This is a genomic window from Phaeobacter sp. HS011 (assembly GCF_018101215.1).
GTDB lineage: Bacteria > Pseudomonadota > Alphaproteobacteria > Rhodobacterales > Rhodobacteraceae > Phaeobacter > Phaeobacter inhibens.
Genome location: NZ_JAGEUF010000006.1, coordinates 323,565 through 349,018 on the forward strand (window position 1 = coordinate 323,565; position 25,454 = coordinate 349,018).

At 58.6% G+C, this 25,454-nt stretch carries 20 protein-coding genes; 3 read left to right on the top strand and 17 right to left on the bottom strand.

The features are described 5' to 3' along the window. Positions 1-149: 149 nt before the first annotated feature. The 6 genes from uvrC to J4721_RS14110 all read right to left on the bottom strand — a co-directional run bounded on the left by uvrC (position 150) and on the right by J4721_RS14110 (position 7,005). A complete protein-coding gene (uvrC, locus tag J4721_RS14085; RefSeq protein ID WP_014873393.1) occupies positions 150-2,039 on the bottom strand; it encodes an excinuclease ABC subunit UvrC in 1,890 nt (629 codons plus the stop codon). 314 nt (positions 2,040-2,353) lie between these two features. Beyond that, on the bottom strand, positions 2,354-3,130 hold the full coding sequence (locus tag J4721_RS14090) for an SDR family oxidoreductase (RefSeq protein ID WP_211002791.1): 777 nt from the start codon (positions 3,128-3,130) through the stop codon (positions 2,354-2,356). A 34-nt stretch (positions 3,131-3,164) separates the two neighbouring features. Next, entirely contained in the window at positions 3,165-4,109 is a 945-nt protein-coding gene (locus tag J4721_RS14095; protein ID WP_014873391.1) for a calcium/sodium antiporter, read from the bottom strand. Between the two features lie 174 nt (positions 4,110-4,283). Next, entirely contained in the window at positions 4,284-5,081 is a 798-nt protein-coding gene (locus tag J4721_RS14100; protein WP_027248133.1) for a S49 family peptidase, read from the bottom strand. 236 nt (positions 5,082-5,317) lie between these two features. Then, positions 5,318-6,079 (bottom strand): ABC transporter permease, encoded by a 762-nt coding sequence (locus tag J4721_RS14105; RefSeq protein ID WP_014873389.1) that lies wholly within the window; start codon positions 6,077-6,079, stop codon positions 5,318-5,320. Continuing rightward, positions 6,076-7,005 (bottom strand): ABC transporter ATP-binding protein, encoded by a 930-nt coding sequence (locus J4721_RS14110; protein WP_211002790.1) that lies wholly within the window; start codon positions 7,003-7,005, stop codon positions 6,076-6,078. The genes J4721_RS14105 and J4721_RS14110 overlap by 4 nt, the downstream gene beginning before the upstream one ends. Positions 7,006-7,200: 195 nt before the next feature. Here J4721_RS14110 and J4721_RS14115 point away from each other — a divergent pair, with 195 nt between their 5' ends. Continuing rightward, on the top strand, positions 7,201-7,857 hold the full coding sequence (locus tag J4721_RS14115; protein WP_102882929.1) for an NAD(P)-dependent oxidoreductase: 657 nt from the start codon (positions 7,201-7,203) through the stop codon (positions 7,855-7,857). A gap of 9 nt (positions 7,858-7,866) precedes the next feature. Here J4721_RS14115 and pobA read toward each other — a convergent pair whose 3' ends face one another. Beyond that, positions 7,867-9,048 (bottom strand): 4-hydroxybenzoate 3-monooxygenase, encoded by a 1,182-nt coding sequence (gene pobA / locus J4721_RS14120; RefSeq protein WP_247656118.1) that lies wholly within the window; start codon positions 9,046-9,048, stop codon positions 7,867-7,869. Positions 9,049-9,136: 88 nt separating this feature from the next. Here pobA and J4721_RS14125 point away from each other — a divergent pair, with 88 nt between their 5' ends. Further along, positions 9,137-10,009: a helix-turn-helix domain-containing protein gene (locus J4721_RS14125; protein ID WP_211002788.1), complete on the top strand. Its 873-nt coding sequence runs from the start codon at positions 9,137-9,139 to the stop codon at positions 10,007-10,009. Between the two features lie 81 nt (positions 10,010-10,090). Here J4721_RS14125 and J4721_RS14130 read toward each other — a convergent pair whose 3' ends face one another. The 9 genes from J4721_RS14130 to J4721_RS14170 form a co-directional block, all read right to left on the bottom strand. Continuing rightward, positions 10,091-11,434: a S41 family peptidase gene (locus J4721_RS14130; RefSeq protein ID WP_014873384.1), complete on the bottom strand. Its 1,344-nt coding sequence runs from the start codon at positions 11,432-11,434 to the stop codon at positions 10,091-10,093. A 3-nt stretch (positions 11,435-11,437) separates the two neighbouring features. Beyond that, positions 11,438-12,622 carry a murein hydrolase activator EnvC gene (locus J4721_RS14135; RefSeq protein WP_102848518.1) on the bottom strand — a complete coding sequence of 395 codons (1,185 nt, stop codon included), beginning with the start codon at positions 12,620-12,622 and terminating at the stop codon, positions 11,438-11,440. After that, positions 12,619-14,139, bottom strand: coding sequence for a 2,3-bisphosphoglycerate-independent phosphoglycerate mutase (gpmI, locus tag J4721_RS14140; protein ID WP_211002787.1), 1,521 nt, complete (start codon positions 14,137-14,139; stop codon positions 12,619-12,621). Before gpmI ends, J4721_RS14135 begins: the two co-directional genes overlap by 4 nt. Positions 14,140-14,258: 119 nt before the next feature. Then, positions 14,259-15,329, bottom strand: coding sequence for a bifunctional transcriptional activator/DNA repair enzyme AdaA (locus J4721_RS14145; protein ID WP_102874920.1), 1,071 nt, complete (start codon positions 15,327-15,329; stop codon positions 14,259-14,261). A 102-nt stretch (positions 15,330-15,431) separates the two neighbouring features. After that, positions 15,432-16,433 (bottom strand): endonuclease/exonuclease/phosphatase family protein, encoded by a 1,002-nt coding sequence (locus J4721_RS14150; RefSeq protein ID WP_014873380.1) that lies wholly within the window; start codon positions 16,431-16,433, stop codon positions 15,432-15,434. Then, positions 16,430-17,476, bottom strand: a complete 1,047-nt coding sequence (locus tag J4721_RS14155) for an ABC transporter ATP-binding protein (protein WP_014873379.1) — start codon at positions 17,474-17,476, stop codon at positions 16,430-16,432. Before J4721_RS14155 ends, J4721_RS14150 begins: the two co-directional genes overlap by 4 nt. A gap of 12 nt (positions 17,477-17,488) precedes the next feature. Further along, the gene (locus tag J4721_RS14160; protein WP_014873378.1) at positions 17,489-18,370 is read right to left on the bottom strand and encodes an ABC transporter permease subunit; all 882 of its coding nucleotides are present in this window, start codon (positions 18,368-18,370) and stop codon (positions 17,489-17,491) included. Positions 18,371-18,380: 10 nt separating this feature from the next. Beyond that, positions 18,381-19,262, bottom strand: a complete 882-nt coding sequence (locus tag J4721_RS14165) for an ABC transporter permease subunit (RefSeq protein ID WP_014878985.1) — start codon at positions 19,260-19,262, stop codon at positions 18,381-18,383. A 73-nt stretch (positions 19,263-19,335) separates the two neighbouring features. After that, positions 19,336-20,637 carry an extracellular solute-binding protein gene (locus tag J4721_RS14170; protein ID WP_014873376.1) on the bottom strand — a complete coding sequence of 434 codons (1,302 nt, stop codon included), beginning with the start codon at positions 20,635-20,637 and terminating at the stop codon, positions 19,336-19,338. Between the two features lie 267 nt (positions 20,638-20,904). Between J4721_RS14170 and J4721_RS14175 the strand changes: the two genes are divergently transcribed. After that, entirely contained in the window at positions 20,905-21,918 is a 1,014-nt protein-coding gene (locus tag J4721_RS14175) for a LacI family DNA-binding transcriptional regulator (protein WP_014878983.1), read from the top strand. 173 nt (positions 21,919-22,091) lie between these two features. Here J4721_RS14175 and J4721_RS14180 read toward each other — a convergent pair whose 3' ends face one another. Next, positions 22,092-25,001, bottom strand: a complete 2,910-nt coding sequence (locus J4721_RS14180) for a Hint domain-containing protein (protein ID WP_211002786.1) — start codon at positions 24,999-25,001, stop codon at positions 22,092-22,094. Positions 25,002-25,454 lie beyond the last annotated feature (453 nt).

Here is a 25,454-nt window from a genome sequence, read left to right on the forward strand (position 1 = left end):
AATTTTCGGACGCGAATGGTCACATCTGTGCGGCTGTTTTTTGACCATCAAGTCAGGACCTTGTCGCCGCCACACCTTCGGCCTCCCACCGAGCGCACCGCACCCGACACCAGATGGCTGTCGTGCGGGCTGACACCCGCGCGGGGCCCCTACCCCTGCGCGTGAAAGAAATCATAGATCCGCTGTGCCAGCGCCGCCGAAACCCCCTCTACCGCCTTCAGGTCCGACAGATTGGCCCGGCTGACCGCCTTGGCGCTGCCAAAATGCGCGAGAAGCGCACGCTTGCGGGCCGCGCCGACACCTGGCACCTCGTCCAGCGGTGTGGCGCCCATGGCTTTCGCCCGTTTGGCGCGATGGGTGCCAATCGCAAAACGGTGCGCCTCATCCCGCATCCGCTGCACGAAATAAAGCACCGGATCATTGCGCTGGAGAGCAAAGGCGGGCGCACCCAGGCGGTGGAATTCTTCCTTGCCGTGGTCACGGTCGACGCCTTTTGCCACACCAATCATCGGTATGTCCTGCACACCATGCTCTGCCATGATCTCCGCCACCGCGCTGACTTGCCCTGCGCCCCCATCAATCAGCAAAAGATCCGGCCAGAGACCCTTCTCGCGGTCAGGGTCCTCTTTCAGCAGACGAGAGAAGCGGCGGTTGAGCACTTCCTTCATCATGCCGAAATCATCACCGGGAGTGAGATCATCTCCCCTGATGTTGAACTTGCGATAGGCGTTTTTCATGAAACCCTCGGGGCCGGCAACGATCATGCCCCCCACCGCATGGCTGCCCTGAATATGAGAGTTGTCGTAGACCTCGATCCGCTGCGGCGGACCCTCCAGACCAAAGGCTTCAGCCACACCGCGCAGCAGTTTCGCCTGTGTCGCGCTTTCGGCCATGCGGCGGGCGAGAGATTCGCGGGCGTTGCGGACGGCACCTGCCACCAGCTCTGTCTTCTCCCCCCGTTGCGGCACCAGAATTTCGACCCGGCGTCCGGCCTTGTCGCTAAGAGCCTGTTCCATCAGGTCCCCATTCTCAATCTCATCAGACAGGATCAACTGCCGGGGCGGTTCCTTGTTGTCGTAGAACTGGCCGATGAAGGCCTCCATTACCTCCGCGGGGGAGACGTCCCCGTTGATACGGGGGTAGAAATCCTGGTTGCCCCAGTTCTGATTAGCCCGAATGAAAAACACCTGCACGCAGGCCTGTCCGCTGTCGAGATGCAGACCGATCACATCTGCCTCCGCCACACCACGTGGGTTGATACCCTGCGAGGTCTGCACCTGTGTCAGCGCCTTGATCCGGTCGCGCAGGGCGGCGGCGCGTTCAAACTCCATCGCTTCGGAGGCTGCGGCCATCTGCTCGGCCAGTTCTTCCTGAATCTTGGTTGAGCGCCCGGACAGGAAACGTTCGGCATCCCGCACAGAAGACGCATAGTCCTCGGCCGATATCTCGCCGGTACAGGGCGCGGTGCAGCGCTTGATCTGATATTGCAGGCAGGGACGCGTGCGGCTTTCGAACATCGCATTGGTGCAATTGCGCAGCAGGAAGGCCTTCTGCAACTGATTGAGAGTTCGGTTCACCGCGCCTGCACTCGCGAAGGGACCAAAATAGCTGCCCTTCTCGCGCCGGGTGCCGCGGTGTTTCTTGATTTGCGGAAACGCGTGATCCTTCGCGACCAGAATATTGGGGAAACTTTTGTCGTCACGCAGCAGCACGTTGTACTTCGGCTTGAGCTGCTTGATCAGGTTCTGCTCCAGCAGCAGTGCCTCAGTCTCCGTGCGGGTGGTCAGGAACATCATCGATGCGGTTGCCGCGATCATCCGCTCAATCCGGGGCGAATGGCCCGGTCGGGAATAGTTCGACACCCGCGCCCGCAGATTGCGCGCCTTACCGACGTAGAGCACACGGCTCTCGCTATCCAGCATCCTGTAGACACCAGGCGAGCTGTCCAGGGTCTTCAGATAATCCTGTATTACGGCGTACCCCGTCCGGTGGGTCGGGCGCGCCGTTTCAGGCGAGGTGTCGGGCTGATGGTCTGTCATGTTTCGAGATCTATGATTCCCGCAGGTGGTCTGCAATGTTAGCGCACCAGGATCAACATGGAACAAATCCACTGATGCTGTGGATAAGTCTGGTAATATCTTATGGCTATCCGCGATTTTTCCTTATTTTTGGCTGATTTCCAGCGTTTGCTTAAAAAATAGGCACTTATTTAAGCCATTGATAAAACACGAAAACTTTTCACATTGCGGACAAGTTAATGATTTCAAAAGGATTTTTGTAACGAATTTACGACGGGTTGACGCTACGTGCACAACTTCGGCGCTACCACTTTTGAACCGCCCCGCAAACCCGGTTATTCCAGCCCCACAACGTCCGGTGTTTCCCAGCTGAGATGTTGACCGCTATCGATGCAAATCAGCTGTCCGGTGACCGACGGCGCGCGCAAAAGATAGCTCAGCGCGGCTCTGATGTCAGCCGGATCAGCACCGCGCTGCAACGGTGTGTTGGCACATTGGCGGGCGAATTGGCTTTCGCTCTGCCGTGGACCTCTCAGCGTGGGTCCCGGGCCGATTCCATTGACACGGATGCGCGGCGCGAGCGCCTGTGCACTGGTGCGGGTCAGCGTCCAAAGCGCCGATTTCGCCAGCGTATAGGTCATGAATTCCGGTGTCAGTTTACACACGCGCTGATCAATGAGATTTATGACGGATGCAGACGCCAGCGCCCGCCCCTGCTCATCGACCTGTTGCGGCAGATCCTGCGCGGCCAATTGTTGTGTCAGGATGAAAGGCGCGCGCAGATTGCTGTCCATGTGGCGATCCCAGCTGCTGCGGGTCGCGGTCTCCAGGCTGTCATGTTCAAAGATAGAGGCATTGTTCACCAGACAGGTGATCGGCCCTCCCAGAGCGTCCGCCGCAGCAGGCAGCAGGGCCTCTGTCGCCTCTTCCTCCAGCAGGTCAGCCTGCAGGGTAACGGCAACGCGGCCCATAGCGCGAATATCCACCGCTGTGGTTTCTGCCGCATCGGCAGAGCTCGCATAGTGGACGGCGACGTCATATCCGTTTGCCGCCAGTTCCAGCGCCATCGCGCGGCCAATTCGCTTGCCCGCGCCGGTTACCAATGCCCGCATATTGCTCTCTCCTCATCTGCCTGTTGGCAATGAGTTAGAACAGCTGCACCAGGTAGACCACATAAACAGCAGATAAAATAATTCCCCAGGTGCGGGTGATATCCATTTTGAAGAACACAAATGGCACCAGCAGCAGTGAAGAGGCCAGCATCACCCAGAGGTCGACCCGCAGGAAAGAGGGATCAACGCTGATCGGGCCGATGAAGGTGGCAATGCCAACGATGGCCAGCAAGTTGAACATGTTGGAGCCGATGACGTTGCCAAGAGCAACATCCGCCTGACGGCGCAGCGCCGCCATTACGGTTGTCGCGAGTTCCGGTAAGGAGGTGCCAATGGCAACCAGCGTCAGGCCGATCACGGTTTCCGTGACCCCATAGGTACGGGCGATGATCGACGCGTTATCGACCAGCAGATCAGCCCCCAGCGGCAGACCGATCAACCCCAGGAAAAGGTAAATGCCGATGCGCCAGTAAGGCATATCGGGATCCGCCTCTTCGATATCATCCAGTTCACTGTCCTTGCCATTGCGGCGATGAGCGCGGGCCTCACGGAAGGCGACCCCAAGAACCACCGACAGGGCCGCAAGCAGGATCAGGCCGGACCAGATCGTGAAGGTCCCGCAGAAGGCCAGCGCAATGAAGAGGACCGAGGCGATCAGCATAAAGACATAGTTTTTGCGCGTGTCGCACTCGCTGGTGTGCAAGGATCGCATCAGGGCGGGAATGCCCAGGACCATCAGGATATTGGCGGTGTTTGACCCGACCACATTGCCAAGGGCAATCCCGTCAGCGTTTTCCCCGACGGCACGGATCGCGATCAGCAGCTCAGGCGCCGAGGTGCCAAAAGCCACGATCGTCAGACTGACGATCAGCGCCGGCACGCCCAGTCGCAGGCTGAGGTTCACAGCCCCGCGCACCAGAGCGTCCCCGGCGAGCAACAGGATCACAAGCCCAAGTCCAGACAACAGCCATGGCATCATTGCCGAGGCCCTCCATTCTTTTTACAGGCACAGGGGCCTTTTCCGATCTTGAAGCGGCCGCAGCTGCCACAGCGCCGCGAGGCCAGGTGTTTTTGGCCGGGCATCCGCAGCTTGCCGAACATCGCCAGCACAGCCATCACCACAAGAAACAGGGAAACGATCTTAAATATCACGTCAGAGGCCAAACCGCGCATATTCGGCGCGTTCCTCGATGCCGCTCAGCGCATCTTGCGCGATCTGTACACCGATCCGACCCAGAAGCGGCTTCTTGATGCCATAGCGGCGGAACCGCACCTTGGGCCCGAAGCGGGCCTGCATCTTGGGGCGCAGATGGCCGATGCCATCAATCAGACCAAGGGACACGGCGCGTCGTCCAAGCCAGATCTCACCGGTATAGAGATCCTCGCTTGTGTCCAGTTTGTCGCCACGGCGATCTTTGACATGGGCGATGAAATTGTCGTGGATATCGCCCAGCAGCTGCTTCAGACGCTTCACGTCCTCGGCATTTTCCGGGCGGAAAGGATCCAGCATCGATTTGCTGCGACCGGCGGTATAGACACGCCGTTCAACACCTTGACGCGCCAGGAAGACATGGGCGCCGAAGCCTGCGGAAATAACACCAATGGAGCCGAGGATCGAGCTTTCGTCGGCCCAGATCTCATCCGCTGAGGCCGCCAGCCAGTAGCCACCAGAGGCGGCCACATCTTCGACAAAGGCGATGGTGGGAACCTTCAGCTCCTCAGAGAGGCGGCGAATACGCGCGCCGATCAAGGCGCTTTGCACGGGGGAGCCACCTGGCGAGTTAATCTCGAACGCGACCGCAGCAGGCTTGCCCTTGCGGAAGGCACGTTCGAGCACCGGGCCCAGTGCGGCATCATTCAGCGCACCGCGGCCGGCCATGCCAATGGCGCCATTGAGGCGCACAACAGCAACCAGCGGTGGCTTGTTCAAGAAAGGCAATTTCAGGTTCATGTCGCCGATGTAGAATGCCGACTGACCTGAAACAAGGGATGGCGCCGGAACGAAGCAAGCGCAGCGGCAAAAAAGCCGCGCAGCGTGGGTAAAATTGCAACGTTCCCCTAATACGTGCGAGGTTCGCACAGATTGCCTGCCGTTGGGGCAGCCCGGCAAGGACCACCCCGATATCATGTTTTGGAGGGTCAAACCTCACCGCAGAGGCGCGATGGTCTGACCATATTGACGGGTCATCAGGACCGAATGCGCCAACCGGTTTTGAAAATCCACCAGATCACCGCAAGGCAGAGCGCCGTAAAGCCGCCGATAGCCAACAGGCTAAGCCCGACGGGCACGTCCGAGGCCCCGAAGAACGACCAGCGGAAACCGGAAATCAAATAGACCACCGGGTTGAAGAGGGTGATCTTCTGCCAGATCGGCGGCAGCATCGAGATCGAATAGAAAGACCCGCCAAGGAACACCAACGGTGTCACGATCAGCAAGGGCACCAGTTGCAGCTGTTCAAAATTCTTGGCCCAGACCCCAATGATGAACCCCAGCAAAGCGAAGCTGACGCATGTCAGCACCATGAACAACACCATAGCCAGCGGGTGCGCAATGGTCAGATCGACAAAGAGCGACGCCGTCACCAGAATTACCACGCCGATAAACAGCGCCTTGGTTGCCGCCGCCCCCACATAACCGATCACGATCTCCAGGAAATTCACCGGCGCGGAGAGCAACTCATAAATGGTGCCGATAAATTTTGGAAAATAGATCCCGAAGGACGCGTTGGACGTGGCCTGTGTCATCACGCTGAGCATGATGAGACCAGGCACGATGAAGGCACCGTATGGCACGCCTTCGACCTCATCGATACGGCTGCCGATGGCGGCCCCGAACACAACGAAGTAGAGCGAGGTAGACAGGACAGGGGATAGGAAACTCTGCATCAATGTGCGAAAGAACCTTGCCATTTCAAAGCGGTAGATTGAAGCGATTGCGGTCCAGTTCATGTCGGTTCTCCTGAAACCAGCCCGACGAATATGTCTTCAAGACTGGATTGCCGGGTTTGCACATCCGCCAGCGTCAGGCCGGATTTCGCCACATCATTCAGCAGCGTCGTGATGCCGGTGCGCTCGGCGTTGGTGTCATAGGAATAAATCAACCCGCGGCCATCCTCGGTCAGGGTCAGCCCATAGGCACCAAGGCTGTCGGGTACGGCTGTCAGCGCGTCGGTCAGCTGGACTTCAAGCTGCTTCTTACCAAGCTGCGCCATCAGCCGGGCCTTCTCCTCCACCAGCAGGATTTCCCCATCGGTGATGACGCCCACCCGGTCGGCAATAGCCTCGGCTTCCTCAATATAGTGGGTTGTCAGAATGATGGTGACGCCATCGCGTTTCAGCTCCGCCACCACGTCCCACATATCTTTTCGCAGTTCCACGTCGACGCCTGCCGTCGGTTCATCCAGAAACAGGATGCGGGGATCGTGGCTGAGCGCCTTGGCAATCAACACCCGCCGTTTCATCCCACCTGAGAGCTCCATGATCCGGCTCTTACGTTTATCCCAGAGCGACAGCTTGCGCAGGATTTCCTCAAGCAGCGCATCGTTGCGCGGTTTACCAAACAGCCCGCGGGAAAATCGGACAGAGTTCCAGACTGTTTCAAACGGCTCCAGGTTGATTTCCTGCGGCACCAGCCCGATCAGGCTACGCGCAGCCCGGAAGTCTTCGATAATATCGTGCCCGCCGACCGATACGTGACCCGAAGTGGGTGTTGTGATACCGCAGACGGTTGAAATCAATGTGGTCTTGCCGGCGCCGTTTGGACCAAGCAGCGCGAGAATTTCGCCCTCCTCAATGTCGAGCGAGACACCCTTGAGGGCCTGAAACCCGCCCTCATATGTCTTTTCCAAATCACGAATGGATAGGATGGCTGACATTGCTGCCTCCCTTCAAAAGTAAACTCATCAGTTCAGCGCACGGTAGCGCCAACACTGCGCAATCGCCAGCGGGGATTGCAGCGCGGGTGTTTACACGTGCGCATTGCCTTGTGCGTTAGTGCAGGGCGGATTTTATCTTGACGTCAAATTAAAATCGGAACATTAGTTATCTCGATGTCAAGATATGAGGTTTAAATGGATATTCTTCTTTTTGGGGCGACCGGAGATGTTGGCCGTGCCACGGTGCAGCAAGCCATTGAACGCGGGCACCGTGTGACCGCAATCGCGCGCAAGCCTGACCTGCGCGGACCACTTGGCGACAGGTTGGTGACACCCCTTGCACTGGATGTGTTGACCAGCGCAGACCAGCTGGCCGATCTTGCCCGCCACCATCAGATCATTATCAGCGCATTGCGCCCCGTTGCCGGGCAGGACGCGCTGCTGGTGGAGCTGACGCAAGCGGTGCTACGGGCCGCAGAGGCAGGCAATATCCCCGCACTGATCACCGGGGGCGCTGCCCTTCTGAAGCTAGCCGATGGCAGCGGCGAAACGGTGCTGAGCGCACTGGGCTTTCTCCCAGATACAGTACGTCCGATCGCCACGGCCTGCGCTGCGCAAGACCATCTACTGGAGAGCACCCCATATGTCGATTGGACCTGCCTGCGCCCACCTGCGATGCTGCAGGAGGGAGAGCGGCGAGATCGCTACGAATGGGGCACCGATACGCTGGTCACCGATACCAATGGGCTGTCGCAGATTTCCTTTGCCGATTTTGGCGGCGCCCTGATGGATCTGGCAGAGCAGCAAAATCGCCCCGAAAAGCGGCTGACGGTCGCCTGGGGGAACGCCTGAACCTAGACCCTAATAGGGTAATCCCACATAATTTTCCGCCAAAGATGCCTGGGCCGCGTCGGAGGAAAACAGATAGTCCAGATCCGCCTGCTGCAGCCGCAGATCCGCTGGCGACATGTCAGGGAAGCGATGCAGCAGGTTGGTCATCCACCAGCTAAACCGTTCAGCTTTCCAGATCCGCGCCAGCGCGCGTTCGGAATAGCTGTCCAGCGCAGTATCATCATTGCGTTGAAAGTGATCAGACAAACCTTCGTACAGATAGTGGATATCCGAGGCCGCGAGGTTCAGCCCTTTGGCCCCGGTGGGGGGCACAATATGGGCGGCGTCGCCCGCCAGAAACAGCGCTCCATAGCGCATCGGCTCTGCCACGAAGCTGCGCAGCGGCGCGATGGATTTCTCAATCGAAACGCCGGTCTGCAGACCATTCGCCACATCCTCGGGCAAGCGTCGCTTCAGCTCCTCCCAGAAGGCAGCGTCGCTCCAGTCTTCAACACGATCCGTCAACGGCACCTGAATGTAATAGCGGCTCAGCTGGGCATTGCGCATCGAACATAGCGCAAAGCCACGATCGTGTCGGGCATAGATCAACTCATCCGCAGCGGGCGATGTCTGCGAGAGCACGCCGAGCCAGCCGAACGGGTAGACCTTTTCATATTCGCGCAGCACATCCAATGGGATCGACTTACGACTGACCCCATGAAACCCATCCGCGCCCACGATGAATTTGGTATCAATCCGGCGGGTTTCGCCCTGTTGTTCATAGGTAACATAAGGCCGCGCCGTCGTCAGATCATGCAGGGCGACATTCGCGGCTTCGTGGATGATCTGACCGCCCATAGCGTCGCGGGCGTCATAAAGATCGCGGGTCACCTCGGTCTGGCCATAAACCATCACCGTCTGCCCTTTGGCGCTGCCTGCAAGATCGATGCGGTCCAGCCGCCCCTGATGGGCGATGTGAAATCCATGATGCACCATACCATAGCGGTCCATGCGCGCGCTGGTACCAGCCCGGCGCAGCAGGTCCACAAACCCGTGCTCCAGAACGCCTGCGCGAATACGTCCCAGCACGTAGTCCCGAGTCTGGCGCTCCAGCACGATTGTGTCGATCCCGGCCCTGTGCAGCAGCTGCGACAGCAACAGTCCGGAGGGACCACCTCCAACAATCACCACCTGTGTTGTCTGGCTCTGCATCAGCTTTCTCCTGTTCGCCCACCCATCATGCCGAAACTTCGCCATCTTGCGAATAGACCCAACCGCCCGGTTCTTGTATATTTCGCACATGATCGAGGCAAAGGCGATAACCACCTACTCCCTGTTCGGAGAGAATACGGAGTTGGCGGATCTACTGCATATTGAGAGCATTGAGGCACGGTCCTCGCTCCATGATTGGTCGCTGACGCCCCATCGTCATGCCCGGTTGCATCAGCTGTTGACGCTGACGCAAGGCGGTGGACTGGCCACGCTTGACGGAAACGAGCAGGATCTTCATCCCCCGTGCATGGTCAATGTTCCCCGTGGCGCCGTGCATGGGTTCCAGTTTAGCAGCGATACCAGAGGATGGGTGCTGACACTGACATCCGATCTTATGGATCAGGTGCTTGGGGATAGTCTCGATATTCTGACAACCCTGGATCGCGCGGCGGTCACACCGCTACGGGATGACCTGCTACAGCTTCTCACCGCGATCCGCGACGCCTATGACGCCGACGGTTTTGCGCGCACACCGATCCTGCGTGGACTTGTCGGCGCGATCACCGGCACCGTCGCGCAGTGCATCGGCGCGCAGCAGTCGCGCGATGCCAACCCGAAGGCGCATCAACTGTTCGCCCGGTTCGAAACGCTGGTGAACAGGGATTTCCGTGCCCGGCGTCAGGTCAGCGACTACGCGCGCGAACTTGCCGTTTCGACAACGCACCTCAATCGGATAAGTCATCAGGCCACCGGGCAGTCCGCCTCGCAGCTGATCAACGAGCGGATGCTCCGCGAGGCGCGACGCCTGCTGATCTATACGTCCATGAGTGCGGCACAGATCGCCTATGAGCTCGGCTATGCAGACCCGGCTCACTTCAGCCGGGTCTTTGCCCGCGGCACCGGGCTGCCACCACGTCGCTTTCGCCGACAAATCATTACGAGCGGGCTGCCCCCTGAGTGAGGAACTACGCTATCCGACAAAAAAACCGCCCCGAGGTATTCCGAGGCGGTTTTTATAATGTGCACAGGGTTGCGCCAGCGCTTACTGCTCTGGCCCCAGCTTTGACAGACCCTTCAGAATATCGATGGCATAGGCCAGCTGATAATCTTCCTCGCGGCGCTCCGCTGCGGCCTCGGCCTTGGCGCGGTCTTCCTCGATCTGGCGGATCTCATCCTCGGAAAGGCTGTCGTTGTTCAGACGCCCCCGCAGATCTGCCTCAGACCGGGTCCGGCGGGCGGCGGAGGTGTTTTCCTCTTCCTCTTCCGCATTTGGATCGCGGCGCGGCTGTTCCACGACGATATCGGGCGAAACCCCAAGCGCCTGGATTGAACGACCAGACGGCGTGTAATAGCGCGCCGTGGTCAGGCGCATCGCACCATCTCCCTTGAGCGGCATTACCGTCTGAACCGACCCTTTGCCAAAGGACTTGGTACCGACCACAATGGCACGGCGGTGATCTTGCAGCGCACCCGCCACGATCTCAGATGCAGACGCAGAGCCGCCGTTGATCAACACCACAATGGGTTTACCGTCGACCAGATCGCCGGGAGTGGCATTGAACCGTTCGCCGTCCTCAGGGTTGCGCCCACGGGTAGAAACAATTTCGCCGCTGTCGAGGAAACTGTCAGCCACCTTGATCGCCTGCGTCAGCAGACCACCGGGATTGTTGCGCAGATCAAGGATGATACCGTTGACATTGTCCATGCCACCGGCTTCCTCCAGCTGCTTTTTCAGGCCAGCCTCAAGATTGGGCGTGGTCTGATCGTTGAAGGTGGTCAGACGCAAGACAACCGTTTCATCTTCAGTGCGGGCGCGTACAGCCGTTAGTTTGATTGTATCGCGAATGATCGACACATCAAAAGGCTCCGCCTCGCCTTCCCGGACGACGGTGATCACGATCTCTGATCCCACCGGACCTCTCATCAGATCCACCGCCTCGTCCAGAGCCAGCCCCAGAACACTTTCGCCATCCACATGGGTGATGAAGTCGCCCGATTCCATCCCGGCCTCATCCGCCGGGGTGCCATCAATGGGCGAAACCACTTTGACGAAGCCTTCTTCCTGTGTGACCTCAATACCGAGACCACCGAACTCGCCACGGGTTTGCACCCGCATATTGGCAGCATCATCCGGGGAGAGATAGCTGGAATGCGGGTCCAGCGAGGCAAGCATGCCACCGATGGCGGCCTCAATCAGCTCAGTCTCATCGACGTCTTCGACATATTGCACGCGGATGCGTTCAAAAATGTCTCCGAAGAGGTCCAGCTGCTCATAAACGCTGGCCTCCCGGCTGCCTTCCTGCGCCAAAAGCGGCTCAGCTACATAGGTGGTGGCAAGTATCCCTGCCAGCGTGCCGCCCACTGCGGCCATCGCGAATTTTCTCATGAACTAATTTCCATCCTTGTCGGTGCGGAACCAGGTTTCGGGGTCCACCGGACTGTTGTCCATTCTCACTTCTATATAGAGCGTTTCTGTGCGGTCAGTTCCAGCCCCTTCACCGCTTAGTGACAAAATGGCGCCGATTTCCGGGTTTTTGCCCCCCATCAGGCCAATTGGGGTTCCTGCGGGGATGACCTCGCCCATGGTTCCATACACTTCGGCCAGTCCCGACAGCACAAAAAGTGTCTCAGGCTGCGGTTCGAGGATGACCACATTGCCAAGATCCAGCAGCGGCCCCTGATACCGGATCGTGGCGGCGGTGGGCGAAACCACCAGCGCGCGCGGGCGCGCTGCGATCAGCCAGCCGGGGCGGGCGATGCCAGCGGCGTCTTTCTCACCATAGCCGCGCAGGACCAATCCTTCGACAGGGATCGGCAGCGTACCGCGCAGGGCGCTGACGTCGGCATCAGTTGTTGCGATCTCCCCCTCCGCGATTTCAGCCAACCCGCTGGCAAACCCGCTGAGCGTCTCCGTCGAGGATATCAGGATAGCAGTACGCACCGGATCCTGGGTAAAGCGGCGTGGAAGGTCGGTGCGGTCGGCGATCGCGGCAGACAGCTGTACACGGGCCTCTTGCACACCGTTCAGACCCTCCTGCAGGGTGTTGGCGGCGCTTTGTTGCAACAGGCGCAGGGTCTGGACCTCTTCCAGGTCGCGGCGCAGCGCGGTTGCCCGTGCCTGCAAGGCCGGTGTCACCTCAGCCAATGTCATGGCAGAGCGCGCGGCCCCAAGCGGCCCGGACGGGTGCAGCATCAGCACAGGTGGTGGCGCGGTCTCGATGGTCTGCAAGACCCCGAGCAAATCCGCCACGTCATCTTCGCGCGCTTTCAACTGGGCGGCCAACTGCCCTTCACGCTGCGCGACACGGCGCAGGCCATCGCGCATGGCCGCCAGCCCAGCCTCATAGGCGCGGACGGTTTCGGTCAATGCCGCGACGCGGTCCCGCGCAGTTTCAGCCTGCTGAAGCGCAAGCGTGGCTGCCTCCAGCTGGCTGGCAGCACGCTGCGCAGCGGTCGCGGGATCCTCTGCCGCCTTTGCGCCCCATGCCAATACTGACAAGGCCAGCGCAACGGCAGAGACCTGCAAACAACGCCGGACAAAATCAGGCCAAAAGATGCCGCAAGCTGAGTTCATGCCAGCAGGCTCTCTCCGGTCATTTCATCCGGTTTAGGCAGGTCCATCAGCTGCAACAGTGTTGGCGCCAGATCCGCGAGCCGACCGTCGCGCAACTGCGCCCCAGCCGGTCCACCGACCAGTGCGACAGGCACCAGATTGGTGGTATGGGCGGTGTGCGGTCCGCCCGTGTCAGGATCGACCATCACCTCGCAATTGCCGTGATCAGCGGTGACCAGCATCACGCCACCTGCTGCCTTCAGCGCGGCGACAACCTTGGCCAGCCCCTCATCCACCGCTTCGCAGGCCTTGATCGCGGCACCGAGATCACCGGTATGACCAACCATATCCGGGTTCGCATAATTGGTGACGATCAGATCATAACCCGCCTCAATCGCTTCGACGAACCGCTCGGTTACTTCAGGGGCTGACATTTCCGGTTGCAGATCATAAGTCGCAACCTTGGGCGATTGTGGCATGGCACGGTCTTCGCCCTCCTCCGGATCTTCTTTCCCTCCGTTGAGAAAGAAGGTCACGTGCGGATATTTCTCTGTCTCGGCAAGGCGGAACTGGCGCTTGCCCTGTTTGGCCACCCAAGCGCCCAAAGTGTTGACGATTGCGCGTTTGGGAAAAACGGTCTGCATGTACCCGTTGTGACCTTCAGAATATTCCACCATGCCCAACATTGCTGCCAGCTTCGGGCGCGTGCCGGTGTCGAACGCATCAAAGCCCGGCTCCCCCATCGCACGCAGGATCTCGCGGGCGCGGTCGGCGCGAAAATTAAGGCAGAACAGGCCGTCGCCATCTTTCACGCCATCATAGCCATCAATCACCGTGGCCTTGATGAACTCATCCAGTTCATCGCGGGCATAGCTGGCTTTGATCGCGTCCGCGGCGGTTTCCGCCTGATATTGGCCGCGACCATGGATTATAGCGTCATAGGCCTGACTGACGCGTTCCCAGCGATTGTCGCGATCCATTGCATAATAGCGCCCTGTCACGGTGGCGATACGCGCCCCCTCGGCCAGCTTGCTTTGCAGGGCGGTAACAAATTCCAGAGCAGATTTCGGGGCCACGTCTCGTCCATCCGTCATCGCATGCAGCCAGACGGGGATACCTGCATCACGAATGGCCTTCACCGCAGCGATGATATGAGAAACGTGACCATGGACGCCGCCATCCGAAACCAGCCCCATGAGATGCGCCGCACCGCCGGTTTCTTTCAGCCGGGCAATGAACCCCTGCAGTGCGTCATTGTGGAAAAACGAGCCATCCTCAATTGCGAGATCAATCTGGCCCAGATCCATCGCCACCACCCGGCCGGCGCCGATATTGGTGTGGCCCACCTCGGAGTTCCCCATCTGACCGCTTGGCAGGCCGACATCCGGACCGTGGGTGATAAGCCGCGCCGTCGGGCAGGTTCTGGCGATCTCGTCGAGCGTTGGTGTCTCAGCCAGATAGGGCGCATTGGTGGTTCCCGGCTCGGCATTGCCCCAGCCATCAAGGATACACAAAACAACTGGTTTGGGCGTCGACATGGTTTCAGGCTCCGGCTCTGAGTGGCGTTACTGCCTTCTACAGATTTGCCGGGGATTGGGAAACCGCCGATCGGTCTGGAGAGGCTATCCGCGTGCCCCTCCGTTCTTGGGCGAGGTCCTCATACCGGCTGCGCCGCCGATGTGCGATACTGGCGTTCAATGTCCAAGAGCCGCTGTTTACGCCACAGCCCGCCGCCATATCCGGTCAGCGACCCATCCGCACCGATCACCCGGTGACAGGGCACCACCAGAGCGATCTGATTGGCACCATTGGCGCGGGCAACAGCACGGGTGGCATCGGGTCGGCCTATGGTGCGGGCAATCTCCGAATAGCTGCGGGTGATGCCCGGTGGGATTTGTCGCAGCGCATCCCAGACCTGCTGCATGAAGGCTGTACCATGATAAGCCAAAAGAGTCTCAAACCGCGCCGAACGCCCTCCAAAAAACGCGTCAAGTTCCGCCCGGATCTGCTCGCTCGGCGGTGTGGGACCTATGCCGAGGTCGCCTTTCACCGCGCGTTGTAGCTTGTCCAGCTCCCCCTTCAGCGCCTTGCGCTCCACAAATTCCAGCAGGTGTAGCTCGGTCTGGCTGCTGACAGCAATCATGTCACCAAGCGGCGTCGGAATCCAATCCGCCAGCAACAGGCCTTCGCGGGTCAGGCTGCCGGGTGCCCTGCCCAGCAATCGGGCGAAGGCCGCACGAAACGCACTAGGAGAGTCGAATTGCGCATCCAGCTGCGCCTCAATCACCTTGCCTCCATCGGACAGAACGGTGAAACCTTCGCGCAATCTGCGCTGGCGCGCCATCTCCAGAAACGTCATGCCGAACTGCCGTTTGAAACTGCGACGCACCGTGGAGAGATCAAGGCCCATGCGGGTGATGTCCCCCTCCCCCCACCGGTAATCCGGGCGTTCATCAAGGGCCGCCAAGAGGGTGGCCACTGCGGGATCCGCCTCTGCCATCGGGCGCAGCGGGTGGCACCGCTTACAGGCGCGAAACCCGGCTTCGATACATTCGCCTACACTGCCGAAAAACTGGCAGTTTTCGCGTTTAGGTTTGCGTGCCGGACAAGTCAGTCGACAGAAGATGCCGGTCGTAGCGACGCAGACATAAGCCTGCCCGTCATAGCGGTCATCGCGAGTGAGTAGCGCCTGATACAGCGCCTCGTGGTCAGGAAGATCAAATAACATATGCCTTGTTTAGCATAGGGCAGCGCGCCTGCCGCCGATAATCAGGCGTGGATTATGCAGCGACAGGCATCTTGGTTCAGCAGCGCCTGACGGGCACCCGTATCAGTCCAGCGCGACACGGCACCAGACAGCATCGTGATCGGACAGCGGACGGCCATTTTCATCGACTGAAGACACCAGACGGTTCTCAGTAGAGCGCATGCCACGGGTGCAGAACCAATCCAGTTTCATCTGCCGGTCCGGATGCGGCGTGATGAGGCTTGGCCGCGTGGTGACACCATCCGGGGTCGCCGACCAATCATAGCCTCGCGCGCGCGCCAGCTCGAACAGCGTCTCACGTTGCCAGTCGAAATCCGGCGGCAAATGGTTGCCGGTGTTGAGATCACCGCCGATCAGCACAGGCATATCCGGTGCAAACGCATCGATCGCACGCAGCAGACGATCAAATTGCGCATGGCGGTGGTCAGCGTCAGCGTTGCTTTCCAAATGGGTGGAGACAACACAAATCGGTCCGGCCTCGGTCGGCAGGACCGCCGCAATAGCCATCCGCCCACCAAGACGCGGCTGGTCCGGATCGGCGGGCACCTCATCGGAAGAAAACCAGTGGCCGTGGTCATCCAACCGGATCAGGGTTACGCGCTCTGGCGGAACGGCCGAGAGAATGGCATTGCCATGCCAGCCAAACAGATTGAAATCATCCGTACAGAACGCCTGCTCTGTTGGGCCACCCAGATCCAGTTCATGGAACTCAACGCCAAAGACGTAGGCCATCTCCAGCGCCTTTGCCATAGCCTCGGTGGTGTGGCGTTGACCGGTGCGGGCCATGCCGTGATCGACCTCGGACAGCAGGACAACCTGCGGGGCGAGAGGTTGGATATGGCTGGCTGTGTCCTCCGGGAACAGGCAGCGCTCGACGTTCCAGGCCACAACAGAAACCGAGGCGGTCAACGCGTCCAGAGCTGCCTGACCGCCGGATTGCAAGGCCGACATTGCCGGCACCTCAGCCATCAGCGCCCGGTGCGCCACCGCATTGCGCGGTGCCGCCTTGATCCGCGCCTGCAAATCGGACGAAACCGACGGCAGACTGTCCAGAACCCGTGTCATCGTCGCTGGCCGCTTTCCGCATCAAACAGGCAAATCGCCGCAGGATCGACCGAAATCTGATGGGTGCCGGGATCGACCGGAATGTCTTTCAGCACATGAATGGTGAAGGGTTGCCCCCCCAGTTTGCCATGCAACAGACGATGGGCGCCCAGTTCTTCGATCAGTTCCACATCGATGGCGAGGCCACCTTCAGCGACCAGTTGGACGTCCTCCGGGCGGATACCCAGCTTGACTGCGCCCTGCGCCGAGGTGTCCAGCGCGCCCATCGAGACACCATCCGGCAATGCCACCTGGCCGTTGGCTATGGTGGCGTCGAGCAGATTCATCGGCGGTGCGCCCATAAACGAGGCCACAAAGACGGACGCCGGATTGTGGTAGATCTCCGACGGCGTGCCGATCTGTTCGATACGGCCACCGTTCAGCACAATGATGCGATCCGCCATAGTCATCGCTTCGACCTGATCGTGAGTCACATAGATCGAGGTGACGCCCAGACGGCGTTGCAGAGCCTTGATCTCAATCCGCATCTGGTTTCGCAGCTTGGCATCAAGGTTCGACAGCGGTTCGTCGAATAGAAACAACGCCGGATCGCGCACGATAGCGCGCCCCATGGCAACCCGCTGGCGTTGTCCACCGGACAACTGCGAAGGCTTTCGGTCCAGATATTCCTCGAGGTTCAGCATCTTGGCGGCCTCGGCCACCTTGCGCTCGATCTCATCTGCTGGGGTTTTGCGGTTCTTCAGGCCATAGGCGATGTTCTTGCGCACAGTCATATGCGGATAGAGCGCGTAGTTCTGGAACACCATCGCGATATCGCGATCTGCCGGATCGACATTGTTGACCACCCGGTCGCCGATTTCCAGCGTACCTTCGGTGATATCCTCCAGACCGGCAATCATGCGCAGCAGGGTGGATTTGCCGCAGCCCGACGGGCCGACCAGAACGACGAATTCGCCGTCCTCAATCTTGAAGCTGGAGGAAGTGACGGCCTCAACCCCGTTAGGGTAGACCTTGCGTACAGAATTCAGGGTAACCTGAGCCATTGTGTGAAGTCCTTACTTATCGGATTCCGTCAGGCCCTTGACGAACCAGCTTTGGAAGAAAATGACGACTGCCACCGGGGGCAGGATGGCAATCACTGCCAGAAGATTTGCGCGACCAAATTCCGGCACATTGGTGCCTTCAAGGGTCTGGGTGATCTGCTTGATCCCCCGCACAAGCGTATACATGTCTTCTTCGGTCGTGATCATCGTGGGCCAGAGATACTGGTTCCAGCCGAAGACAAACATGATGATGAACATCGCAGCGATCATGGTTTTGGACAGCGGCACGAGAATATCGATGAAGAATTTCACCGGCCCTGCCCCATCGATGCGGGCGGCTTCGACCAGTTCCTCAGGGATCGACCGGAAATACTGCCGGAAGAAGAATGTCGCCGTGGCCGATGCGATAAGCGGGATAATCAACCCCTGATAGGTGTTCAGCATACCCAACTGCTGCACAACCTCATAGGACGGCAGAATACGCACCTCCAGCGGCAGAAGCAGCGTGGTGAAGATCACCCAAAATGCTAGCGAAGCGAAACGCAGACGGAAATAGACGATGGCATAGGCCGCCATCATCGCGATCACGATCTTACCAAGTGCAAAGCCGATGCCCAGCACGAAAGAGTTGAACAGCATACGGGTCCCGGTATTCGCCCCGGAGAACCCCGACGCCTCGAACATCGCCTTCTCGAAGTTCTCATCAAACTGATCGCCGATCTTCAGCTGCGGGCCGTATTTGATGATATCCACATCCGGCACGGTCGTGGTCATCACCACCATGATCAGCGGCACCAACATGAATAGCGAGCCGAGGATCAGAACGGTGTGGTCGCCAACAGCCCCCCAATTGATGGAGCGGCGCGGCGTTTGGACGGGTGTTTGGTCAGCCATGTCAGCCCCCTCAGGTGTAGTGGATGCGGCGGTCGATCAGCCGGAACTGAAAGATCGTGAGCGCTAGGACAAGGACCATCAGAATGACCGACTGTGCCGACGAACCACCCAGATCGTTGCCACGGAAACCATCCACGTAGACCTTGTAAACCAGGGTCATCGGGTTGTTCCCCGGCTCACCTTTCACAAGGGTGTCGACGATGCCGAAGGTGTCGAACAGCGCATAGGTGATGTTGATGATCAGCAGGAAGAAACCAGTCGGCGCCAGCAGCGGAAACGTGACATCCCAGAACCGGCCTGTGGCGGAGCGATTGTCGATTAGCGCTGCTTCGCGCACAGAACGCGGGATCGACTGAAGCCCGGACAGGAAGAAGATGAAGTTGACCGGGATCTGTTTCCAGACCGAAACCAGGACCATAGCGGCGGCAGTGTCATTGAAATTCACACCCAGCACAAAATCCCAGCCAAAGAAGCCTGCGAGGCGTGTCAAAGGCCCCCAGCTTTGGTCGAACATGATCAAGCCGATAAAACCCGCAACCGGAGGTGCCACCGCGTAGACCCACATCAGAAGGGTCCGGTAGGTGCGTGCGCCTCGCAGAACATTATCCGCTTTAACCGCCAGCAACAGCGCAATCGCCAACGAGAAGAAAGTCACAAGGACCGTAAAGACGAGAGTGAAAATCGCGACACGGCGATATTCGGAATTGCCAAGTAGATCGGTGTAATTATCCAACCCGACGAAGGTCGAGCCAAACCCAAACGGGTCCTGAAGGTAGAAGGACGACTGGATTGCATGCCAGGCGGGCCAATAGAAGAAAATAGCGATAATGACGAGCTGCGGCATAAGCAACAGGATCGGCATCCACTTGGTCGAGAATCCGGCGCGTTTCACGGTGTGCCTCTTCGTTGGAATGCGTGACGGCCGCAGGGGCTGCGGCCGTCACAAGTAAGGGGAAGCCCCGCGATTAGCCTTGGGTCTTGGCGAAACGGGCCAGCAGGTTGTTGGCTTCGGACTCAATCGCGTTGAAGGCGTCTTCAACCGAGGTTTCACCAGTCAGGATGCGACCATATTCGCGGTTCATTACGTCGCGGATCTGCACGTAGAAGCCCATGCGATAGCCTTTGGTGTTGTCACCACCGGGCAGCGACAGCTGCTGGATGCCAACCTCGGCAGCAGGGGCGCGGTCATAATGGCCGTCCGCTTTCGCCATTTCATAAGCGGCTTCGGTGATCGGCACATACCCGGTCTCTTTGTGCCAGAAATACTGCACCTCAGAAGACGTCAGGAAATCGAAGAACGCAGCGGTTGCCTTGTTTTCTTCGGCATCGTGACCAGCCATCGCGAACAGGGACGCACCACCGATGAAAGTCTGCGTCGGCTCTTTGGTCACACCTTCCCAGTAGGGCAGCATGGTTGCGGAGAAATCAAACGGCAGGTCTTTCTTGCTCAGGCCACCAAAGGAGCCGGAAGAACCGAGCCACATGGCAACCTTGCCTTCTTCAAACGGCGTCTGATTGTCACCCCAGCCCGTGCCGAACCATTCGAAATGGCCCTTTTCCTGCCAGTCGGTCACGGCGGTGAAATGCGCTTTGATCGCGTCATTGTTCACTAGAATCTGAGTGTCGACGCTGTCGTAGCCATTGTTGTTGGTCGCAAACGGCAGGTTGTGGCGGGAATGGAAGTTCTCGGTGAAGATCCAGGGCAGGTGAGATTGCGACAAGGCGGTATAACCAGCCTCTTTCAGCGCGGGCGCGGTCACGGTCTGGAACTCTTCCCAGGTTTTAGGTGCGGTAACACCTGCTTTTTCCAACGCCTGGATATTGTAATACATGATGGGCGTGGAGGAGTTGAACGGCATGCCGATCATCTTGCCATCGCTGTCGGCGTAGAAATAGCGCACGCCAGCGATGTAGTCGTTGATGTCGAAATCAACGCCATTGTCGGCCAGCAGATCCTGAACCGGGATGGTCGCGCCCTTCGCGCCAATCACGGTGGCGGCGCCAGCATCAAACACCTGCATCACATTGGGTTGCTCGCCCGCACGGAAGGCCGCGATGCCTGCGGTCAGGGTCTCCTCATAGGTGCCCTTGAAAACTGGGGTGATCTTATACTCATCCTGGCTCGCGTTGAAGTCGGATGCGATCTGGTTGACGGTGTCACCCAGCGCACCACCCATCGCGTGCCACCAGGTGATTTCAGTTTCGGCATATGCAGCATTGGCGGCGAATGCCAGCGTGGCAGCGGTTGTGAACGCAATACGTTTCATCTTCTGTCTCCGGTCCTCCGTCGCCCAGTTGCGAGCGAGCGGTTCCAATTGAACCACGGCGACCGGTTCAGCCCGCCGCGGTATTATGAATTGGCCTCCCCTTAGGCCAGTGAGCTCTGCTGCAGCAGCGCTTGAAGCGCTTTTGTCTCAGGAACGAGTCCATTGCACCAGACCTGCACACGTGTTCATATAGGGGCGGTATGTAACGGTTGTGTCAAGGGTTTCGGTGTTTAACGAAAAAAACATCCCGCCCGAGAGGGACGACATATGAAACGACAAAGCCCAGCAGCTGGCAGGCGGCTTCCGCGCGTGACAGCAGCGGATGTAGCTGAAATCGCAGGTGTTTCACGCTCGGCAGTGTCACGAGCCTTCACCGAGGGCGCCTATCTTGATCAGGAAAAACGCGAGCGCATCCTCTTGGCAGCACATGAGCTGGGCTATCAACCGAATGCACTGGCGGCCACATTACAAGGTGCCCGCTCCAATCTGGTTGCGGTCTTTGCTGGTGAGATGCGGAATGAATACGACAAGGAAGCAACCTCTGCTCTGATTGCTGGCCTGAACGCTGCGGGTAAATGGCCTGTGGTTATCGCTGGTAGTGGTGACCACGCCCGTGATGCCGTCACTCAGGTGTTGCGCTATCCGCTGGACGCAATGATTCTGCGCAGTGGCAGCCTCGCCACCGAGATCGTCGATCTCTGCAGCAAGCTGCATATTCCCGTTATCGCCTCCGGTCGGATTATCGATGCTGAGCGGGTCGATAATATATGTCTGCGCAACCACCAGGCGGCGATGTTGGCAGCAGATTTGTTTGCGAAACGGGGGCGGCAGCGAGTCGCCTTAGTGGGTGGACCGGACGACTTCGGCGCGACCGCTGAGCGCCGGAACGGGCTGCTCGACGGCCTGACGAAGCACCAGCTCACCCTGGCCGGAGAAATCAAAGGAAATTACACCACCGAGAGCGGATATTTCGCCACGCAGCGATTGTTGGAACAGGCCAACTTCGACGGAATATTCTGTGCCAATGATGCCATGGCCATCGGGGCACTCGGGGCGCTAAAGGACGCAGGGCGGCTTGTATCACAGGATATCTCGGTCATCGGTTTTGATGATATCGAAATGGCCCGCTGGCCGACCATCCGGCTTACCACATTGCGCAACCCGATTGCTGACATGGTCACTGCGGTATTGCGCTGTCTAGATCGGCGCCTTGACCACCCGCAGGCACAGGAAGAGACCGTGCTGCTGGATGCAGAAATCATCCTGCGTGACACTCATTGACCACCATCGCCTGTTTACTAGCGGCAGCCCCAATAACTTACCCACCTAAGGCAGATCTACCCGCCTGCGACCTCAGACGATGAAGTCGTTTTCCGCGCCCCAATGCGCAGGCGCCAGATTGTGTCCAGACCTGTTTGCTCCTCGCATGATGATGCTTTCCCTCCTGGGTTGAGCTAGGATAGGCTGAGGCCCGAACTTAGCATTCCAGAAGAGTTATCGGAGGCCGGTGGGTAGATCCGTTCTTGCGAAGAACCCACCTGCCAGAGAGCGCGTGCCAACCGGTCATTGTTCAGCAAGTCCGGGGTTTCATCAGCGTCGCGCCAAGGCACCAACTCTCCCGCGTCTGAAAGCGACCGTACCTCCCGGCGCGCCAGCACAGGCAAAATGCGGGGTCCGTAGGCCTGCTCCACCCGATAGAGTATCAGTTGCGGCAGGCATTTATAGAGGCACAGCCGATCTGCCGGGCGAAGCGTTGAAACAGCCATCGGCCCCGGGTAAAACGTTTCGCTGGGGATCCCGTTGGACATAAGGTTATCATGCGTTTTCAGCAGGATATGCACGTATGTTACCTGCGTCATCTCGCATGCAAAAGACGCAAAATCAGTCATCTGGGCCAAGTGCTTAGCTCGCAGATGCAACGGTCGACCACTGCTACGATGCTTCATAAGGATGCAATGCTGAGGCGACACAACAGGTGCCCCGTCGCTGCCAAAAGCGTCAGAGCTCACTCGAACCGGCATCAGCGCTTCCGGTAACTGTTTGCGAGCAGTTGTGGAGAAAGAGGCGCCAACCCAGAGGACGCGCTGCACCCCTGCACCCAAAGTTGTGACGTAATCACCCGGACTGAGTTCCTCGGCCCTTACCGGCCCGGTTGGCGTATCAATCAGCGTCCCGGCCGTAAAACAAGGAATGCCCATTGCATACATTTCAGGCCCGCTATCCACCTGCGACGACTGAACCCCGACCAGCGTAATACTCTCTCCGTTCGGGAAGGTCATGATCGCGTCGCCGGTTCCGTCACCATTGGTATCGGTCACCACGATATCACCGATTTTGACCGGATCTCCGGCCAAATTCGTGAGGCCCGAAACATCCAGTTGATCAACGGTGGTTCCGTCACCGCTGTCGCCCAGATCAAAGTTGTAGATCAGATCTGAGCCAGATCCATCTTCCAGTATCACCTCATCGCGATCCGTATCTGCCGTCAGCTGAATTGTATCGTCACCGGTCCCGCCAATGACCGTGTCAGATCCCGTTCCCGCATCGATATAGTCGCCACCAGTGCCACCATCGAGATAATCATCGCCGGCCCCGCCGCGCAGATCATCAGTGCCAGCCCGCCCTTCCAGGCGGTCATTCCCCGCCCCGCCCCGCAAATCATCATTGCCCGAACCACCTAGGATAGTGTCGTCACCGCCACCACTGTTCACGTAGGCGAGGTTCCCAGATTGAGCCGACCCGTCAATATAATCTGATTTCTCTGTCCCAGTTATGCTTTCGATTTCGGAAAACTGGGCCGTATCACTGCCGACGGTAACTGTGCCGGCCTCAGGTCCCGACATGGTGATCACGGCCCCAGAAGAAAGCTGAGACAGATCGAGGGAATCCTGATCAACCCCACCCTCTCCGCCAGTGATGGTATCGTTCCCAAAACCATCTTGCAGGATGATCTGATCCTGCCCGTCCCCCCCATCGATACTATCTGCTCCGTATCCGCCGGTTAGGGTGTCGTCGCCCTCGCCCCCGCTGAGTGTCGCGCCACTTATAACGGAAGTGCCGAAAAACTGTGCTGGATCCGAGATCGCAGCGCCGCCATCATTGTAGAACCGAAACGACTGGGTATTCCCGTTGGCATAGGTCACGACAAAGTCCGACACGCCGGAGCTGGCGAGCGTGTTTGTGAACGAAACAGGCTCTTCCGAAAGGTAGACTTTGTCGATCCCGACATCAAATTGGCTCACCCCCAGAAAGGCGCCATCAGTGGTATTCAAAACCGTAATTGAATCGTAGACGTCATCGCTGCCGGTTGTTCCTGGTGTGCCCCCCATTGAAATTGAGCTGCTGCTGGAACTGCCGGGGTTCCAGGCAAAATCGTTGCTGTCGTAGTCACCAGATGCAGATCCGCCATCGGTAACAACTGTCGCGCCTGACGGTGCAACGGAGCCCCCTGATGCAGCATTTATCGTGATTTGATCGTTGCCAGCGCCACCAAGTAGGGTGTCACCGCTTGACCCGGTTACAACGTCGTCCCCCGAGCCGGCGTCAATGGAATCTGCCCCCGCACCGCCGTCGACGGTATCAGCCCCCGCACCGGTGGAGATCGTGTCGTCTCCCATACCACCCGTGACGCTGTTGTCACCACCGCCGGTTTGGACATTGATCGCCGAGGTCGCAGCAGAGCCATCTAGCGTATCGTCTCCAGAATGGAGGTAGAACCGTTCAAATTCCCAGAAATAGGCTGTCTGGCCGCCAAATGTGACAGTGCCATCACCATCGCCGGTAAAGGTGACGTTGACATCAACACCGGCGTAGTCACCATAAACTTCGAGCATATCGCCCAAAGTTTCGCCAGTTTCGCCACCGTAAAGCGACTCGCCATCCATGTTGTCGTAGATGGCCACCCAATCATCACCACCCTCACCATAGAAAGTGTCGTTACCGGTATCGGTGTCGTAGTTGTCGCTCCCCTCGCCACCAAAGATAATGTCATCGCCTGAGGAGCCGGTCAGATAGTCATCACCATCGCCACCATAGATAACGTTGTCATTGGCATCGCCGCTAATCGTGTCGTTGCCAGATGTGCCCGACATTGAATTAGCGGGGATCGTCGTGGCGCTGGCGGATCCGCTCGTCGTGTACCAAGTGTCTGGTACAAAATAAACATTCCCGTCACTGCCGTAGTGATAGGTGCCAGTGTCGGTAACGTTTGAGTAGGTCTGACCGTCGCCCTGGTATTGCCCGCTCCAGGTCCAGCTGCCGGTTCCGATAACATCCGATGAGGTGAAAGCAGATTGATTGGCAGAGATTCCATCCCCGGAATCCAACGTGCCGTCACCTAGCGTAACAAGATATCCAACTGCCATGTTCAGCCTCCAAGATGACCGCTCTTCGAGGGCACGCAAACTGCATCAGGCGCATCTCAGCGGGTACACCACCCTAGACAAGGAGGGTTGAAAAGGGGTGAAGACCCTAGCGGGCAAAACTCGGAAAGCAGATTCGGTGCAATAAATCCAAAATACTGCTAACTCCAACCGTTGAGCTGATCGCAAAATATAGTGAAGACTTGGTTACGTGCTCTTCTGAAATGCCATCGCTTTGAGGTTGGCCTGCTCTCCAACTGAGCAGGCAGACGATGGAAAAGAAGCCGGCTCCCTATCTTGTGTGTGACCGACGACTTCAGCCGGAAATGCCTGGCTAAGTGACTCTCCCACCCACAGCCGAAACCACTCGCGCATAAAACAGGGGTATTTCGCCCTTTTTCAAGCGCTCAGCGTGTTGCGATGTTATCAGAAAAGCCAGTGGCTGGGGTGGTAGGA

What these genes read in the sequence shown, in the direction of transcription:
- J4721_RS14100 (WP_027248133.1), bottom strand. Translation starts at nt 5,081, where the DNA reads ATGAACCTGAAATTGCCTTTCTTGAACAAGCCACCGCTGGTTGCTGTT.
- J4721_RS14115 (WP_102882929.1), top strand. Translation starts at nt 7,201, where the DNA reads ATGGATATTCTTCTTTTTGGGGCGACCGGAGATGTTGGCCGTGCCACG.
- J4721_RS14175 (WP_014878983.1), top strand. Translation starts at nt 20,905, where the DNA reads ATGAAACGACAAAGCCCAGCAGCTGGCAGGCGGCTTCCGCGCGTGACA.
- J4721_RS14170 (WP_014873376.1), bottom strand. Translation starts at nt 20,637, where the DNA reads ATGAAACGTATTGCGTTCACAACCGCTGCCACGCTGGCATTCGCCGCC.
- uvrC (WP_014873393.1), bottom strand. Translation starts at nt 2,039, where the DNA reads ATGACAGACCATCAGCCCGACACCTCGCCTGAAACGGCGCGCCCGACC.
- J4721_RS14110 (WP_211002790.1), bottom strand. Translation starts at nt 7,005, where the DNA reads ATGTCAGCCATCCTATCCATTCGTGATTTGGAAAAGACATATGAGGGC.
- gpmI (WP_211002787.1), bottom strand. Translation starts at nt 14,139, where the DNA reads ATGTCGACGCCCAAACCAGTTGTTTTGTGTATCCTTGATGGCTGGGGC.
- J4721_RS14125 (WP_211002788.1), top strand. Translation starts at nt 9,137, where the DNA reads ATGATCGAGGCAAAGGCGATAACCACCTACTCCCTGTTCGGAGAGAAT.
- J4721_RS14105 (WP_014873389.1), bottom strand. Translation starts at nt 6,079, where the DNA reads ATGAACTGGACCGCAATCGCTTCAATCTACCGCTTTGAAATGGCAAGG.
- J4721_RS14130 (WP_014873384.1), bottom strand. Translation starts at nt 11,434, where the DNA reads ATGAGAAAATTCGCGATGGCCGCAGTGGGCGGCACGCTGGCAGGGATA.
- J4721_RS14160 (WP_014873378.1), bottom strand. Translation starts at nt 18,370, where the DNA reads ATGGCTGACCAAACACCCGTCCAAACGCCGCGCCGCTCCATCAATTGG.
- J4721_RS14095 (WP_014873391.1), bottom strand. Translation starts at nt 4,109, where the DNA reads ATGATGCCATGGCTGTTGTCTGGACTTGGGCTTGTGATCCTGTTGCTC.
- J4721_RS14135 (WP_102848518.1), bottom strand. Translation starts at nt 12,622, where the DNA reads ATGAACTCAGCTTGCGGCATCTTTTGGCCTGATTTTGTCCGGCGTTGT.
- pobA (WP_247656118.1), bottom strand. Translation starts at nt 9,048, where the DNA reads ATGCAGAGCCAGACAACACAGGTGGTGATTGTTGGAGGTGGTCCCTCC.
- J4721_RS14090 (WP_211002791.1), bottom strand. Translation starts at nt 3,130, where the DNA reads ATGCGGGCATTGGTAACCGGCGCGGGCAAGCGAATTGGCCGCGCGATG.
- J4721_RS14150 (WP_014873380.1), bottom strand. Translation starts at nt 16,433, where the DNA reads ATGACACGGGTTCTGGACAGTCTGCCGTCGGTTTCGTCCGATTTGCAG.
- J4721_RS14180 (WP_211002786.1), bottom strand. Translation starts at nt 25,001, where the DNA reads ATGGCAGTTGGATATCTTGTTACGCTAGGTGACGGCACGTTGGATTCC.
- J4721_RS14155 (WP_014873379.1), bottom strand. Translation starts at nt 17,476, where the DNA reads ATGGCTCAGGTTACCCTGAATTCTGTACGCAAGGTCTACCCTAACGGG.
- J4721_RS14145 (WP_102874920.1), bottom strand. Translation starts at nt 15,329, where the DNA reads ATGTTATTTGATCTTCCTGACCACGAGGCGCTGTATCAGGCGCTACTC.